Here is a 14,758-nt window from a genome sequence, read left to right as displayed (position 1 = left end):
ACGACCTGAGGTTCGAGGCAGGCTCGGGCGGGAGCTCTGAGCTAGAGGCCCGACTTGCTGACTCCATATTTGGCCTGCGCCGGGGTGTATCCCTCGAAGACCAGTTGCTCGATCAGCCCGGAACGGGAGAACGCCGTGTAATCGAGGTAATTCTCTGCGGCTTGGGCAGCCTGTTCGTTCCAATCAACGGTCAGCCGGTTCACGGCCCAGGTGGCATCGGCTTTCGAATACTTTTCGAAGACCAATTGTTCGATCAGCCCTGGTTGGGAGAAGGCCGTGTAATCAAGGTAGCTTTCAGCGGCCCGCTGAGCGTTCTGCTGGCTGGTCGTGCCAGCCGCAGCTTCGGCTTTCTTTTGCGCGGCTGCCTCTGCCTTGGCCTTCTTGGAGGCATCTGCCTTCTTTTCGGCAGCTTCAGCCTTGGCCTTCTTCGAAGCCTTGGCCTCGGCCTTTTCCGCGGCTGCCTTCTCCTGCGCTGCATCAGCCTCCGCCTTCGCAGAGGCTTCGGCGTCAGCCTTTTCCCGAGCTGCTTCGTCCTTCGCCTTCTGGGATGCCTCAACGTCGGCCTTCTCCTGGGCCGCCTCATCGTCGGCCGCCTGAGCTACGGCTTGTGCCGAAGCATTCGGCGCCGAATCGGCTGGGCCGGGCACGGAAGCGGTGCCGCCACCGGCCACGTTGATGATGATACTCAGAGCGAAGAGGGCGAGTGTGACGATCAGTGCCACCTTCTTGTGCTGGTCGTAGCCTTCCAACGGGAGACCGCGCTTATCGCGGGTTCTATTCGCCAGTACGAGGATGAGATCGACCAGAGCCCAGACACCCAGACCACCAAAGGTGATCAGCTTGAGAATCCCTGTCCCGACTTTGCCCAGATAGAACCTATCCACACCGAACATCCCCAGCAGAAGCGAGAGCAGCCAGGTGGCGAGGAAGGATTTCGAGCTCTGCTGAGGTTGGCCGTAACCATAACCATTGGCTGGCGGATAGGGCGCGAAGTTGGGAGTTTGGCTCATGAGAGTCCTTTCAGGGGACACCTGACCGACGTGCGATACGTATCGTGCGGGATGGGTGCGAGACTGGGCGCGTCACCGGGAGGACCGATGCGGCGCGCGTGCCCCGGAAGCGAGATCTCTCGCCAACCACAAGTCACCAGCATTTTTGTTCCCCCCAGGACGCCGCGGGCGTCGATGCCCGTCCAACGGATGATACACAGATTTTTGGCGCCAAATCCATTGGCTTTGTAAAATGACTTGATGTCGCAGGTTTATGACCACAACCGGCATTTCAGGCGGCAACCGAGGGGAACGCCCGCCCGGGCCCACCGGTGACTTGACAAGCCTCGCCGCGGAATCATGTTCGTTGTTTTCGCCCGTTCCCTCAGCTTCGTGTGAGTCCTCCACAGGTACTGCCCTAAACCCCGCGTCCACAGCTGCCGACCCGTCAGGTCGACCCAACACACCTGCCGCCCAGAGTAGAGGCGGAGGTGGGTCATGGGACATAACCAGGAGCTGGGTCAACGCGGGGAAGTGTTGGCCGCTCAATACCTGATGGGGCGCGGCATCCACGTGTTGGCCAGGAACTGGCGGTGCCCGATCGGCGAAATAGACATCGTCGCGGACGACGCCGGGACCCTGGTGGCCGTGGAAGTGAAAACCCGTTCGGGGCTCGGCTTCGGTCATCCGGCCGAGGCCGTGGATGCGGTGAAGCTGCGACGACTGCACCGATTGGCTAGCGCCTGGTGTCGTGCGGCGGGCCAACCCCGACGGCGGCGCCGCGTGGATGTCATCGCCATTATCGCGGTCCCGGGGCAACACCACCGGGTCGCCTATTTCAAGGAAGTCACCCCATGAGCCTGGGCAGGGCCGCCGGGGTGTCCCTGGTCGGTTTGAACGGTCACATCATCGACGTCGAGGCCGATCTGGGCGGAGGGCTGCCCGCCTTCGTGCTGTTGGGGCTGCCCGATGCCTCCTTGATCGAAGCCCGTGACCGCATCCGCTCGGCGGCCCGCAATTCGGGAGTGCCACTGTGTCCGCGACGCATCACCGTGAACCTCACTCCGGCTTCGCTGCCCAAACGGGGATCCTCCTTCGATCTCGCGATCGTCGTCGCGGCACTTGCCGCCGCGGGGGAGATCGAGAATCCTCCCGACATCGTCTACGTGGCCGAACTCGGCCTGGACGGAACCTTGCGCCCCGTCGCCGGAGTCCTCCCCTCGGTGATGGCAGCAGTGAGGGCAGGAAGGCCACGAGTGGTGGTGGCCGAAGCCAACGCGGCCGAGGCACGCCTCGTCCCCGGGGCCCATATCAGCGCCTACCGTCACCTGGGCGAAGTTCTCTCGGACTATGGCTGCCTCGATACCGTGGTCCCGCCGAGGGCCCCGGCGCAGGTACGGACACCTACCGCAGCGCCGGGCACCACCGCCGAACTGCCCGGCGCGGCCACCGAACGCGCTGACCTCTGCGATGTGCTCGGCCAGCCGTTGGCACGCTTCGCTCTGGAGGTTGCCGCGGCCGGTGGACACCACTTATTGCTGGTGGGTCCTCCCGGCGCGGGCAAGACGATGCTTGCCGAACGGCTACCCGGCCTACTGCCCGATCTGGATCCCGTCGAGGGGATGGAGGCCACAGCCATCCATTCGCTGCATCGCGGGACGGCAGGCATGGATCAGCTGCTGCTGAGGCCGCCGTATGAAAGTCCGCACCACAGTGCGAGCATGGTCGCCCTCATGGGTGGAGGGGGAGGACTTCCTCGACCGGGGGCCGCCTCGCGTGCCCACCGCGGGGTCCTGTTCTTGGACGAAGCACCGGAATTCAGTTCCAAATCTCTGGACAGTCTGCGCCAACCGCTGGAATCTGGGCAGATCACATTGCACCGTGCCGGAGGCATCGCCACCTACCCGGCCAGGTTCCAGCTGGTGCTCGCTGCTAACCCTTGCCCCTGCGGACAGAACACGGGCAAGGCCCTGGACTGCCGGTGTACACCGATGCAACGCCGCCGCTACTTTGACCGGCTCTCGGGCCCCCTGCTGGACCGGATCGATGTGCAGATCGAGGTCCCCCGGGTGAGCTCGGTGCATTTGGGGACGGGACGCGGTGAGGAAACCTCCGCCACCGTCGCCGGACGGGTGGCCTCAGCACGCCAAGCCCAACGCAGTCGACTGCGGGCCCTGGGGCTGCGCCGCAACGCCGACCTTCCGGGAACCATCCTGCGCCACGAACTGGCCCTGCCCGGGCACGTCACCGCCACTGCGGATCGGCAGGTCGAGCGAGGATTGCTCACGGCCAGGGGATACCACCGGGTGCTTCGCCTGGCCTGGACCATCAGTGACCTGGGAGGACAGGAATGCCCGCGGCAAGGCGATATCGAAGTGGCCTTGCAGCTACGCCACCACGCACGAGGAGGAAGACCATGAGCGTCGAAGCAGAAATACTCGTCGCGCGCGCCGGACTGTCTCGACTGATGGAACCCAACGACCTGACCGGGACCGCCCTCGTGGCTGTCAGTGGTCCGGTGGAGGCCTATCGGTTGATCAGTACGACCACCGGCAAAGCACCAGCCGCCGTACAACAGGCAGTGGCCGAACTCCTGGGCGGCGAAGCAGGAACCCGGGGTGCCCACCGCCTCGACGCGGGACTCGAGCGATGGAGGCCGCGCGTTGACGCCTCGGGGCCGGCACGGGATCTGGAAACCATCCGGCGCTTCGGCGGCGGCCTGCTCGTCCCCGAAGATCCCGCCTGGCCGGCGCAAGTTGACGACCTCGGCCTCGGTGCCCCGCTGTGTCTCTGGTGGCGGGGGACAGTTCCTCCTCAGCAGCTGCCGGTCAAGGACGCCCTGATGGCCGTGGTGGGAAGCCGGGATGCCACTGACTACGGCAGACAAGTGGGCAGCCAGATCGTCTCCGAACTCTGCACCCGGGGAATCACGATCGTCTCCGGTGGTGCCTACGGGATCGACGCACGCGCCCACGAGGCCGCACTTCACGCGGCATCTGGCCACGAGTGCCTGGCAACGGCGGCCGTCATGGCCGGGGGATTGGACCGTTTCTACCCGGCAGGAAATGATGAACTCCTCCGCCGGGTCGAAGCCAACGGGATGCTCTTCGCCGAGGTTCCCCCGGGGACGGCACCGACTCGTTGGAGGTTCCTGCAACGCAACAGGTTGCTCGCCGCGTTGTGTGGGGCGACGCTGGTTGTCGAAGCACGATGGCGCTCGGGAGCCTTGACCACGGCCCGGCGCGCCAGTGAACTGGGGCGCGATGTCGGGGCGGTACCCGGATCGGTGTTCTCGGCCAATTCAGCAGGTTGTCATCGACTCCTGCGGGAAGGATCGGCGATCCCCATTACCGATGCTGCCGAAGCCCTCGAGATGCTTGGCACCATGGCCCAGCCCGTCACGAGCGGGGACTCAGCCCGTGACACAGGAGTTCAAGCGGAGGAAACCAGACCCCATGATGGGCTCGATATCCAAGATCTACTGCTCATGGATGCCCTGCCCATCCGCCAGCCGGCCACCCCGGATAAGCTGTCCACGGTTTCCGGGCTGGGTATCGGAGCAGTCCTCGGTGGGCTCAGCCGGTTACAGGCGCGAGGCCTTGCTGAATCCAGTGCCGACGGCTGGCGACGCCGCCGTGGGGGCTGAACCAGTCCTACCCAAACGACGGGGTCTCCTACCAAGAGTGCGGCGTGGCAGCACCGGTTACCGTACAAACCAATCCAAACTGAGAATATGAGTAGTAAGCCGCATTCCCTGGACCCGGCAGCAGCACAGTCGTCTGCCGGGTCTCGGGGCGCGAGCGGTCTTCCGGTCGAGTACGAAGTGGTACTGGATCGCTTTGAGCGGTATCTGGCATTGGAGCGTTCCCGGAGCGAGCACACCCGCAGGGCCTACCTGAGCGATGTGACCTCACTACTCGAATTCGCTGCCACCGAGCACGGCATCAAGGCCCTGACTGAAATCGACCTGGCCGTTCTGCGCCTTTGGCTGGGCGAGCAACAGGCCCGCGGCAAGGCCCCGGCAACTCTGGCAAGACATGCGGCATCGGTGCGCACTTTCATGGCCTGGGCCCTGCGTGAGGAAATCATTCCGGCTGATCCCTCGCTCCGGCTGAGATCACCCAAGAACGCCAAACGGCTCCCGCACGTCCTGCAGGATTCCCAGATGCACCGGCTACTCGACGACGAACCGCAGGCTGAGCCCGGGGCGGCGCCGGCTCCCGCGCCAACGCCACGGCAACGGGCGGTGGCCGACCGTGACCGGGCCATCCTCGAGCTGCTCTACGCCACAGGAATCCGGGTGGGAGAACTCACCGGTCTGGATGTCGACGACATCGATCATGATCGGCGAACCCTGCGCGTCTTGGGTAAAGGGGATAAGGAACGTACCGTCCCCTTCGGGCAGCCGGCCCATCAGGCATTGAGTGATTGGATCAGTCGCGGCCGGACGCAGCTGGCCATCAACGGTTCGGGTCCAGCTTTGTTCCTGGGGGAGCGAGGTGCGCGCATGGGCGCACGACAGGTGCGTTCGATGGTCCAACGGGCCTTGGAGGGGCTGGGCGATACCGCAGCCCGGGGACCACACGCCCTACGCCACACCGCGGCCACCCATCTGCTTGATGGTGGAGCCGATCTTCGGACCGTCCAGGAATTGCTTGGTCATAGCTCACTAGCCACCACCCAGCTCTACACCCACGTATCTGTGGACCGTCTACGCAATAGTTATCAGCAGGCCCATCCACGCGCCTGACGCCTCGTGCCGCGATAAAAAACACGAGATGGCCCGTCACGGTGGAGATTCGCCCCGGAATCGGGCACAATGAAATCAGGCAGCATGTGCTGGCCTCCAAAAGTGACTGTGGTCGTTGGGGAAGACGTACCAACAGGAACTGGAGGATGGCATGTCTGTACCCATGACCCGGGGCGTACTTTTTGTACACTCAGCCCCGACAGCGTTGTGCCCACATATCGAGTGGGCCATCGGGTCCGTCGTCGATGAACGCACGGACCTCAACTGGACGCCGCAATCCGCCGCGCCCGGAATGTACCGCACGGAAATCCACTGGGCGGGCCCCCAAGGCACCGGCGCTCAACTGGCCTCCGCCCTCCGTGGCTGGGCCCACCTGCGCTACGAGGTCACCGAGGAACCCAGCCGCGGTGTCGACGGAAGCCGCTGGTCACACACTCCCGAACTCGGCATCTTCCATGCCGCCACCGACTCCGCAGGCAACATCATGGTCGGAGAGGACCGGATCCGCTTCGCCTATGAACAAGGCGCCGGCGATCCCGCTGCCGTCTACCAAGAACTCTCACTTGCACTCGGTGAAGCGTGGGACGAAGAACTCGATCCCTTCCGCCACGCCGCCGAAGGCGCGCCGGTCCGCTGGCTCCACCAGGTCGGCTGACTGCCCGCACCCTCTCTGGATGCCATCGCTCTCCAGTTCTCCCTGCCGACCAGTTCCCGGCACGCAACGATCAGGAGAGCAGTCGATTAGTCGTGTGGTCCTACAGATGACTCTTCGTCTCCGAAGGTTTTGAGATTAAACGACAAGGCCCGCACCGTTGGTGCGGGCCTTGTCTGTGAGCGGGGCGTGACTAGACGCTGCGGATCGCCACCACGGCGTTGTGACCGCCGAAGCCGAAGGAGTTATTCAGCGCCACGATCTGCCCTGAAGGCAGTTCGCGCGGGCTTCCGGTGACGACATCCAGCGGGATCTCCGGATCCTGATTCTCCAGGTTAATGGTTACCGGGGCCTTGCGTTCCTGCACGGCCAGCACGGTCAACACGGATTCAACGGCACCCGAGGCACCCAGGAGGTGACCCATCTGCGACTTCGTGGCCGAAACGCAGACCTCATCGAGCCGGTTGCCCAACGCGGCGCGCAACGCCGTGTATTCGGGCTTATCGCCCACCGGTGTGGAGGTCGCATGCGCGTTGACGTGCACGACGTCCTCGGGCTGAATGAGACCGTCAAACATGGCTGCCTTCAACGCCCGGGTGGCACCTAGACCCTCGGGGTCTGGGGCGGTGATGTGGTAGGCATCTGCGGTAACCGAGGTACCAGCCAGCTCAGCATAAATATGAGCGCCACGGGCCAGGGCATGCTCTTCGGCCTCGAGGACCAGGGCGCCAGCGCCCTCGCCCATCACAAAGCCGTCGCGGTCAATGTCATAGGGGCGTGAGGCATGTTCGGGATCGTCATTGCGCTTGGACAGCGCCTGCATGGCTGAGAAGGAGGCCATCGGCATGGGGTGGATAGCCGCTTCGGCACCACCACACATCACGACATCCGCCTTGCCGGAGCGGATCAGCTCGAGCCCCATATGCATGGCCTCGGTTCCCGAGGCGCACGCGGACACCGGGGTGTGGGCGCCGGCCCGCGCCCCGAGATCCAGACTCACGGCAGCTGCCGGTCCATTGGGCATCAGCATGGGAACGGTCATCGGCAGCACACGGCGAGGACCCTTCTCCTTCAGCGTGTCCCATGCATCAAGCAGCGTCCATACGCCGCCAATGCCGGTGGCGAAGGTGACAGCGAAGCGGTCGTGGTCGACATCCTCTATCCCTGAGTCCTTCCAGGCTTCCCGTGCGGCCACGACGCCGAACTGGGTGGAGGGGTCCATGCGTTTGAGCTCGACCCGAGAAAGGACTTCCGCAGCCGGAGTAGAGGCCTTCGCGGCGAAGTGGACCGGCAGGGAATACTTCTCGACCCAATCGGCGGTCAAAGTGTGGGCGCCGGAAACACCCTTGAGGGCGTTGGCCCAGAGGGTGGGGACGTCCCCACCGATCGGCGTTGTCGCGCCGAGGCCGGTGATTACTACTTTGCGAGCCATCAACATACTCTCTGTGCTGTATTGCTGGGTGCGTAGAGCAGGTTGCTCTGCGCTTGAGGTTTAGGTGGGGTGGTCCGCCACGTTCGGCGGACCACCCAGAAGACCTGGGCTTCCCGGTTCAGGCTGCCCTAGCGGGGCCCACGGGAAGTACCGGAATCGATCAGGCCTGGGCGTTCGCGATGAAGTTCACGGCGTCGCCGACGGTCTTGAGGTTCTTAACTTCCTCGTCCGGGATCTTCACATCGAACTTCTCTTCGGCATTGACGACGATGGTCATCATGGAGATGGAGTCGATGTCGAGGTCGTCCGTGAACGACTTGTCCAACTGGACTGCGTCGGTGGCCAAGCCGGTTTCTTCGTTGACGATCTCGGCGAGGCCGGCCAGGATTTCTTCGTTGCTAGCCATGAGGCTCCCTTTCTTTGGTGCCGGGACTCTCCCGACGATTTTTCCCGCCCTGCGGACGGTGAACTTTAGTGATGTCCGGTCAACAGCCTAGGGCAGGACGATGACCTGCGCGCCGAAGACGAGGCCCGCGCCGAACCCGATTTGTAGGGCCAGGGTTCCCGAGAGCTCGGGACGTTCCTGCAGCATGCGGTGCATGGCCAGCGGAATCGAGGCGGCGGACGTGTTGCCGGTATCGGCAATATCGCGGGCGACGGCAACGGTATCGGGCAGCTTGAGCTGCTTGACCATTTCGTCGATGATGCGCATATTCGCCTGGTGCGGCAGGAACACGGAGAGATCATCGGCGGTGATGCCGGCAGCATCCAGGGCACGCTTGGCTTCCTTCGCCATGCCCCAGACGGCCCAGCGGAAGACGGTCTGGCCGTCCTGGCGCAGGGTGGGCCACAGCTTGGCTTCGGTGCTGGCGACCATGGCGTCACCCTCGGGGTCTTCTTCGGCCTGTACGGCGACATCGCGCAGATCCAGCATTGAATGGGTCATGCCGATGGCATCCCATTTCCCGCCATCCGAACCCCACACCGACGGGCCGATACCCGGTGTGTCTGAAGGCCCCACGATGACCGCGCCGGCACCGTCTCCGAGCAGGAAGGAGATGGTGCGTTCGTGGTTGTCGATGATGTCCGAGAGCTTCTCGGCTCCGACGACCAGAACATACTCGGCGGCACCGGACTTCACCAGCGCATCGGCCTGGGCGATGCCGTAGCAGTAGCCGGCGCAGGCTGCTGAGATATCGAAGGCCGGGGCCGGGGTGGCTTCCAGCCGGTGGGCCAGTGCCGAGGCCGCCGAGGGGGTGGCATAGGGGGAGGTCACCGTGGAAATGATGACGGCACCGAGCTGGGATCCTTCGATGCCAGCGTTTTCCAGTGCCTGGCGGGAAGCGGTCTCGGCCAGGTCGACCAAGGAGGTCTCGGCGTCGGCCCGGCGTCGGGTGATGATGCCGGTCCGCTTCTGGATCCACTCATCGGAGGAGTCGATCCACTGGCAGACGTCTTCGTTCGTGACGATGACGTCTCCGCGTGCGGCGCCCACACCCATGATGCGGGTGTACTCCCGCGGGCTGTTCTGGGAAAGTACTGCGCTCACGTTAGTTCCTGTCCTCTGCGGTGGCCGTCTGGCCATGTTCGTTGATAAATTCGCGGGCCGCCTCGAGATCCTCGGGGGACTTCAGCGCCATCGTTGGCAGCCCCTTCAGCCCCCGGCGGGCCAACCCCACCAGGGTTCCTGCCGGCGGCAGTTCCAGGATGCCGGTGACACCTTCAGCGGCCATCGTCTCCATGCACAGGTCCCAGCGGACCGGGCGGGAGACCTGGGCCACCAAGCTGGAGAGGTTGGCTGCACCGTCGCTGACTGCCCCGCCGTCGTAGTTGCTCAGCAGCGTTACTGCCGGATCAGCAGGGTGCAGCGAGGGGAGCAGATCCTGGAGCGTGCCGACTGCGGGGGCCATGTGCTTGGTATGGAAGGCCCCTGCCACCTTCAGCGGCATCACGCGGGCCTTGGCGGGGGGCGAGGCGACCAGGGCGTCGATCTGCTCCCAGGTCCCTGCTGCGACGGTCTGTCCACCGCCATTGGCGTTGGCTGCGGTCAGTCCAAAGGCGGCCAGCGTCGCGGCAACCTCCTCGGGGTCCCCGCCGAGGACAGCTGCCATGCCGGTGGGGGTGACGGCTGCGGCCTCGGCCATGGCATTGGCACGTTCTCGCACGAAGACCATCGCGTCGGCCTCGGGCAGGGCGTTGGCTAAGGCGGCAGCGGTGATCTCACCAACGGAGTGCCCCGCCAGTACGGTCGAGGTGGGGAGCTGGCTCAGGCCAGCCTCGCCGAGCAGGGCGCGGGCGGCGATCAGACCGGCGGCAACGATGAGCGGTTGGGCGACTGCCGTGTCCTTGATGGTCGCCTCATCGGAAACGGTTCCGTGGGCCACCAGGTCTCGGCCGGTCAGCTCGGAGAGCCGGGCGAGGTGTTCGGCGACGCCGGGCACCTCCAACCAGGGTTCGAGGAATCCGGGGGTCTGGGAGCCCTGTCCTGGGCACACGATAGCTAGCACTGTTCCAGCTTTCCAAAGATCGGGGACATGACGGGTGTCTTGCGGCACGAAGCTGCGCGAGGGGCTTTAGAGGAATCCTACAACGACTCGGTCGCCTCCAGTCGTCCCACGACGAGTGCCGTCTGCAGAACGAAGGCCTCCCGGGGGACCAGCGGGTCCCATCCGGTGACGTCACAGACCCGTTTGAGCCGGTACCTCACGGTGTTGGCGTGGACGAAGAGTTCGCGGGCCGTTCCCTCCAATGAATGGCCCAGGGCCAAATAGCTGGATAGCGTCTCCACGAGGCCATTTCCTGCGCGAACCAAGGGTTTGTGGATCTCGTTGATCAGGGCGGTGCGGGCTGCGGCGTCGCCGTTCATGACGCGTTCGGGCCACAGGTCATCGGCCGCGACCGGGCGCGGGGCCAACGGCCAGGCGCCGGCTGCGGCAATCCCCTCGAAGGCAGCATGGGCGCTCGCTGCAGCATCGCGTAGGCTCGCAGCTTCAGGGCCGGAGACGATGGGGCCGGGGCCGAAATACTCGGCCAGCCGGGAGAATGTGGTTTCTAACTCTCTCACCCCGCCAAGCATCAGGATCAGCCGGTCACCCTGGATCCCCACGAGGCAGTCCTTGGCCACCCGCTGCCCGGCGCGGCGCAGGTCACCGACGAAGGTGGCGCCGGCATCCTCGGGGGAACTGCCGACAATGACGTGGATCCCCGACTGTGAGGTCCACCCGACGGCGGCAATACGTGAGCGCAGTGCGTCGGGGCTTTCGCCTCGCAGCACGGCGTCCACGACGAGGGCTTCGAGCCGGCTATCCCACGCCCCGCGGGATTCGGCGGCCCTGGCATAGACGTCAGCGGCGGCGAAGGCGACTTCCCGGGAATAGCGCAGAACTGCCTCGCGTAGTTGTACCTGCTCGGAATCGGGGGCCAGCTCGGGGACCTGGTTCTCCACGACCTCGACGATGGTGCGGATGAGCTGCAACGCCTTCTGCAAGGAGATCGAGCGAGTGAGCTCGGTGGGTGCGGTGCCGAAGACATCGGTGAGGACCCATTGTGGGGAACTAGGGCGTTCGTACCAGGACACGAAGGAGGCGATACCCTTCTGGGCGACCAGGCCCAGTGCCGCGCGTTCCTGGGGTCGCAGTCCCCGATACCAGGGAAGTGACTGGTCCAGATGCTTCAGGGCGACCGTGGAAAGGATACCCAGATGGGACTTCAAGCGTTTCAGTGTCTCCGGGCTGGCCTTGGGCTGACGCACGGGGCGGATGCGCGGGGATCCGGTGCCCGGACGTTCGTCTGTCATGCGTCCACCCTACGCACTGGCGGCCCGTGGCTCCATTTTGGAGGAACACTACAAAAGAAGAAGTCCCCCGGTCACCTGCCAGAGCAGGTGACCGGGGGACTTTCACCGCCCGGACGTGTCGACGGCGTTTCTTTCGCCGTCGACACCAAGGGTCGGGGTTAGGAATCGCCCCCGGCGGTGCCGGACGTGCCGGCGTTCACGTTGTCGATCTGGTACTTCTTGAACGCCTGGGCTGCACTGTCCTTGGCGACCTCGCCCCGGCGTTCGAGCATTTCCAGGGTTCGCACGACCATCGAGTGGGCGTCGATCTTGAAGAAGCGACGGGCAGCGGCACGGGTGTCGGAGAAACCGAAGCCATCGGCACCCAGGGTCGCGAACTCGTTGGGGACGAACTGACGGATCTGGTCCGGCACGGCCTTCATGAAGTCGGTGACCGCGACGATCGGACCGGTGGCCCCCGCCAGCTTCTGCGTCACATAGGGCACGCGGGGTTCGCTGCCCGGGTTCATGAACGCTTCTTCCTCGGCATCCAGCCCGTCGCGGCGAAGCTCGTTCCAGCTGGTCACCGACCAGACATCTGCCGAGACGCCCCATTCCTCGGCGAGGATCTGCTGGGCTTCCAGGGCCCACGGTACCGAAACGCCGGAGGCCAGTAGCTGGGCTCGCGGCCCGTCGACCGTGGCCGGGGAGAGGAGGTAGATGCCCTTGAGCAGCCCCTCGACGTCCAGGCCCTCGGGCTCTGCAGGCTGGAGCATCGGCTCGTTGTACAAGGTGATGTAGTACATGACGTTGGGGTCTTCATGCTCGCCCCCGTACATCCGGGCCAGACCAGCCTTGACGATGTGCCCGATCTCGTAGCCGTAGGCCGGATCGTAGGAGACCACTGCCGGGTTGGTTGCGGCCAGGATCGGGGAATGCCCGTCCGCGTGCTGCAGGCCTTCACCGGTCAACGTGGTCCGTCCGGCGGTAGCGCCCAAGACGAAGCCACGCGTCATCTGGTCGCCGGCGGCCCAGAAGAAGTCGCCGGAACGCTGGAACCCGAACATCGAGTAGAAGATGTAGATCGGGATCAACGGTTCGCCGTGGGTGGCGTAGGAGGTTCCCGCCGCCGTGAGGGCAGCTACCGAACCTGACTCGTTGATACCGGTATGCAGGATCTGACCCTGAGGGGATTCCTTATAGGCCAAGATCAAGTCGCGGTCTACCGACAGGTAGTTCTGACCCTTCGGGTTGTAGATCTTCTTCGTGGGGAAGAGCGAATCCATGCCGAAGGTACGTGCCTCGTCGGGGATGATCGGGACCACGCGTTCCCCGAAGTCCTTATCCCGCATGAGGTCCTTGAGGAGACGCACGAAGGCCATCGTGGTGGCCGCCTGCTGCTTGCCCGAGCCCTTCTTGGCGACCGCGTAGGCCTTGTCCTCGGGCAGGTGCAGAGGCGTGTGCTTGGTCCGACGTTCGGGGACCGAACCGCCCAAAGCCGCACGACGTTCCATCATGTACTTGATTTCCGGGGCATCCATCCCCGGGTGGTAGTACGGCGGGGCGTACGGGTCGGCTTCGAGCTGCTCATCGGTGATCGGGATCCGCAGGTGATCGCGGAACCCCTTCAGATCATCAAGGGTCAGCTTCTTCATCTGGTGGGTCGCGTTGCGCGCCTCGAAGCTGTTGCCCAGGCCGTAGCCCTTGACCGTCTTGGTCAGGATGACCGTGGGCTTGCCCTTGAACTCGGTGGCTGCCTTATACGCGGCATACATCTTGTTGTAGTCGTGGCCGCCACGCTTCAGATTCCAGATTTGGGCGTCGGTCAGGTCGGCAACCAGTTCCTTGGTCTGCGGAGACTTGCCGAAGAAGTGTTCGCGGATGAATCCGCCCGATTCGGCCTTATAGGTCTGGTAGTCGCCATCGGGCGTCTGGTTCATGATGTCGACCAGCGAGCCGGTGTCGTCCTTGTCCAGCAGATCGTCCCATTCGCGGCCCCACACGACCTTGATGACGTTCCAGCCGGCACCGCGGAAGAAGGCTTCGAGCTCCTGCATGATCTTCCCGTTGCCTCGCACCGGGCCATCAAGGCGCTGCAGGTTGCAGTTGATCACGAAGTTGAGGTTGTCCAGCTGTTCGTTGGCTGCCAACTGGAGGAAGCCGCGTGATTCCGGCTCGTCCATCTCGCCGTCGCCCAGGAAGGCCCAGACGTTCTGGTCGGAGGTGTCCTTGATGCCACGGTTATGCAGGTAGCGGTTCAGCTGGGCCTGATAGATGGCGTTGGACGGGCCGATCCCCATGGAGACCGTGGGAAATTCCCAGAAGTCGGGCATGGAATGGGGGTGTGGGTAGGAAGGCAGCGCATGACCCTCCTTGGACTTTTCCTGGCGGAAGCCGTCGAGGTCCTCCTCGGTCAGCCGTCCTTCCAGGAAGGCGCGGGCGTACATGCCGGGGGAGGCGTGGCCCTGGAAGAAGACCTGGTCGCCGCCGCCGGGGTGGTCCTTGCCGCGGAAGAAGTGGTTGAAGCCCACTTCATACAGCGTGGCCGCACCGGCGTAGGTGGAGATATGCCCGCCGACCCCGATATCGGGGTGCTGGCCGCGGTGGACCATGATGGCGGCATTCCAGCGCATCCAGGCGCGGTAACGACGTTCGGTCTCTTCGTGTCCGGGGAACTCGGGTTCCTGATCCACGGGGATGGTGTTGACATAGTCGGTGGTGGTCACCATGGGGACACCGACGCTCTGGGCACCCGCGCGTTGCAGGAGAGAGCGGACGATGAACTGGGCCCGTTCGGTGCCCTGGGCCTCGACCAGACCGTCGAAGGATTCAATCCATTCGGCGGTTTCCTCCGGATCGCGGTCCGGCAGCTGGCTGGTCAAGCCACTGCGAATGTGGGAAATGTGTTCCTCTTCAGCCACGTCCAACTTCTCCTCGGTACGGGTTACAGCGTGGGGAATGCGACGTTCCCGTTGTTGGAGCGGGGCGCGTCGCGGCGGCAAGGCCGCTTGACGATGGATGCACGCCTCGTGGGTGTGAGTCCATCCCGTCCACTGTAGTTGTCTTTCTCCGGTGATGCGTAGCCGAGGGTGTCGTCGGTGACCTTGGTTACGCTCACTCAACCCGCCGCCGAGCTGGCGACGACCGGTGGTATCTGGCC

General features: G+C 64.5%; 12 protein-coding genes. 5 read left to right on the top strand and 7 right to left on the bottom strand.

The features are described 5' to 3' along the window. Window positions 1–41: 41 nt before the first annotated feature. Entirely contained in the window at window positions 42–1,010 is a 969-nt protein-coding gene (locus AC3ZI9_RS08690; RefSeq protein ID WP_489923460.1) for an Ltp family lipoprotein, read from the bottom strand. A 477-nt stretch (window positions 1,011–1,487) separates the two neighbouring features. Here AC3ZI9_RS08690 and AC3ZI9_RS08685 point away from each other — a divergent pair, with 477 nt between their 5' ends. From AC3ZI9_RS08685 to AC3ZI9_RS08665, 5 genes are all read left to right on the top strand, one after another. Further along, window positions 1,488–1,847 carry a YraN family protein gene (locus tag AC3ZI9_RS08685; RefSeq protein WP_096223483.1) on the top strand — a complete coding sequence of 120 codons (360 nt, stop codon included), beginning with the start codon at window positions 1,488–1,490 and terminating at the stop codon, window positions 1,845–1,847. After that, window positions 1,844–3,409 (top strand): YifB family Mg chelatase-like AAA ATPase, encoded by a 1,566-nt coding sequence (locus tag AC3ZI9_RS08680; RefSeq protein ID WP_489923459.1) that lies wholly within the window; start codon window positions 1,844–1,846, stop codon window positions 3,407–3,409. Before AC3ZI9_RS08685 ends, AC3ZI9_RS08680 begins: the two co-directional genes overlap by 4 nt. Next, window positions 3,406–4,635, top strand: coding sequence for a DNA-processing protein DprA (gene dprA / locus AC3ZI9_RS08675; protein ID WP_489923458.1), 1,230 nt, complete (start codon window positions 3,406–3,408; stop codon window positions 4,633–4,635). The genes AC3ZI9_RS08680 and dprA overlap by 4 nt, the downstream gene beginning before the upstream one ends. 87 nt (window positions 4,636–4,722) lie before the next feature. Further along, window positions 4,723–5,739 carry a tyrosine recombinase XerC gene (locus AC3ZI9_RS08670; protein ID WP_489923457.1) on the top strand — a complete coding sequence of 339 codons (1,017 nt, stop codon included), beginning with the start codon at window positions 4,723–4,725 and terminating at the stop codon, window positions 5,737–5,739. 151 nt (window positions 5,740–5,890) lie between these two features. After that, on the top strand, window positions 5,891–6,394 hold the full coding sequence (locus AC3ZI9_RS08665; protein ID WP_086994482.1) for a DUF3145 domain-containing protein: 504 nt from the start codon (window positions 5,891–5,893) through the stop codon (window positions 6,392–6,394). 190 nt (window positions 6,395–6,584) lie between these two features. Here the strand turns inward: AC3ZI9_RS08665 and fabF are convergent, their stop codons facing one another. The 6 genes from fabF to aceE form a co-directional block, all read right to left on the bottom strand. After that, a complete protein-coding gene (fabF, locus tag AC3ZI9_RS08660; RefSeq protein ID WP_086994500.1) occupies window positions 6,585–7,823 on the bottom strand; it encodes a beta-ketoacyl-ACP synthase II in 1,239 nt (412 codons plus the stop codon). A 160-nt stretch (window positions 7,824–7,983) separates the two neighbouring features. Further along, a complete protein-coding gene (locus tag AC3ZI9_RS08655) occupies window positions 7,984–8,229 on the bottom strand; it encodes an acyl carrier protein (protein ID WP_086994485.1) in 246 nt (81 codons plus the stop codon). Window positions 8,230–8,316: 87 nt separating this feature from the next. Further along, on the bottom strand, window positions 8,317–9,324 hold the full coding sequence (locus AC3ZI9_RS08650) for a beta-ketoacyl-ACP synthase III (RefSeq protein ID WP_443427892.1): 1,008 nt from the start codon (window positions 9,322–9,324) through the stop codon (window positions 8,317–8,319). Between the two features lie 49 nt (window positions 9,325–9,373). Continuing rightward, window positions 9,374–10,330, bottom strand: a complete 957-nt coding sequence (locus AC3ZI9_RS08645; protein WP_096223479.1) for an ACP S-malonyltransferase — start codon at window positions 10,328–10,330, stop codon at window positions 9,374–9,376. A 77-nt stretch (window positions 10,331–10,407) separates the two neighbouring features. Beyond that, window positions 10,408–11,619 carry a PucR family transcriptional regulator gene (locus tag AC3ZI9_RS08640; protein WP_086994493.1) on the bottom strand — a complete coding sequence of 404 codons (1,212 nt, stop codon included), beginning with the start codon at window positions 11,617–11,619 and terminating at the stop codon, window positions 10,408–10,410. Between the two features lie 158 nt (window positions 11,620–11,777). Then, window positions 11,778–14,519 (bottom strand): pyruvate dehydrogenase (acetyl-transferring), homodimeric type, encoded by a 2,742-nt coding sequence (aceE, locus tag AC3ZI9_RS08635; RefSeq protein ID WP_086994496.1) that lies wholly within the window; start codon window positions 14,517–14,519, stop codon window positions 11,778–11,780. Window positions 14,520–14,758 lie beyond the last annotated feature (239 nt).

The organism is Arthrobacter sp. AOP36-F1-5 (genome assembly GCF_058137995.1).
Note: the sequence above shows the minus strand (reverse complement) of the source record. Positions and strands in the feature narration are given on the sequence as shown.

Bases quoted from the DNA above. Each gene is read 5' to 3' on its own strand.
- AC3ZI9_RS08665 (WP_086994482.1), top strand. From the start codon at position 5,891: ATGTCTGTACCCATGACCCGGGGCGTACTTTTTGTACACTCAGCCCCG.
- AC3ZI9_RS08690 (WP_489923460.1), bottom strand. From the start codon at position 1,010: ATGAGCCAAACTCCCAACTTCGCGCCCTATCCGCCAGCCAATGGTTAT.
- fabF (WP_086994500.1), bottom strand. From the start codon at position 7,823: ATGGCTCGCAAAGTAGTAATCACCGGCCTCGGCGCGACAACGCCGATC.
- AC3ZI9_RS08670 (WP_489923457.1), top strand. From the start codon at position 4,723: ATGAGTAGTAAGCCGCATTCCCTGGACCCGGCAGCAGCACAGTCGTCT.
- AC3ZI9_RS08650 (WP_443427892.1), bottom strand. From the start codon at position 9,324: ATGGGTGTGGGCGCCGCACGCGGAGACGTCATCGTCACGAACGAAGAC.
- AC3ZI9_RS08685 (WP_096223483.1), top strand. From the start codon at position 1,488: ATGGGACATAACCAGGAGCTGGGTCAACGCGGGGAAGTGTTGGCCGCT.
- AC3ZI9_RS08655 (WP_086994485.1), bottom strand. From the start codon at position 8,229: ATGGCTAGCAACGAAGAAATCCTGGCCGGCCTCGCCGAGATCGTCAAC.
- dprA (WP_489923458.1), top strand. From the start codon at position 3,406: ATGAGCGTCGAAGCAGAAATACTCGTCGCGCGCGCCGGACTGTCTCGA.
- AC3ZI9_RS08640 (WP_086994493.1), bottom strand. From the start codon at position 11,619: ATGACAGACGAACGTCCGGGCACCGGATCCCCGCGCATCCGCCCCGTG.
- AC3ZI9_RS08680 (WP_489923459.1), top strand. From the start codon at position 1,844: ATGAGCCTGGGCAGGGCCGCCGGGGTGTCCCTGGTCGGTTTGAACGGT.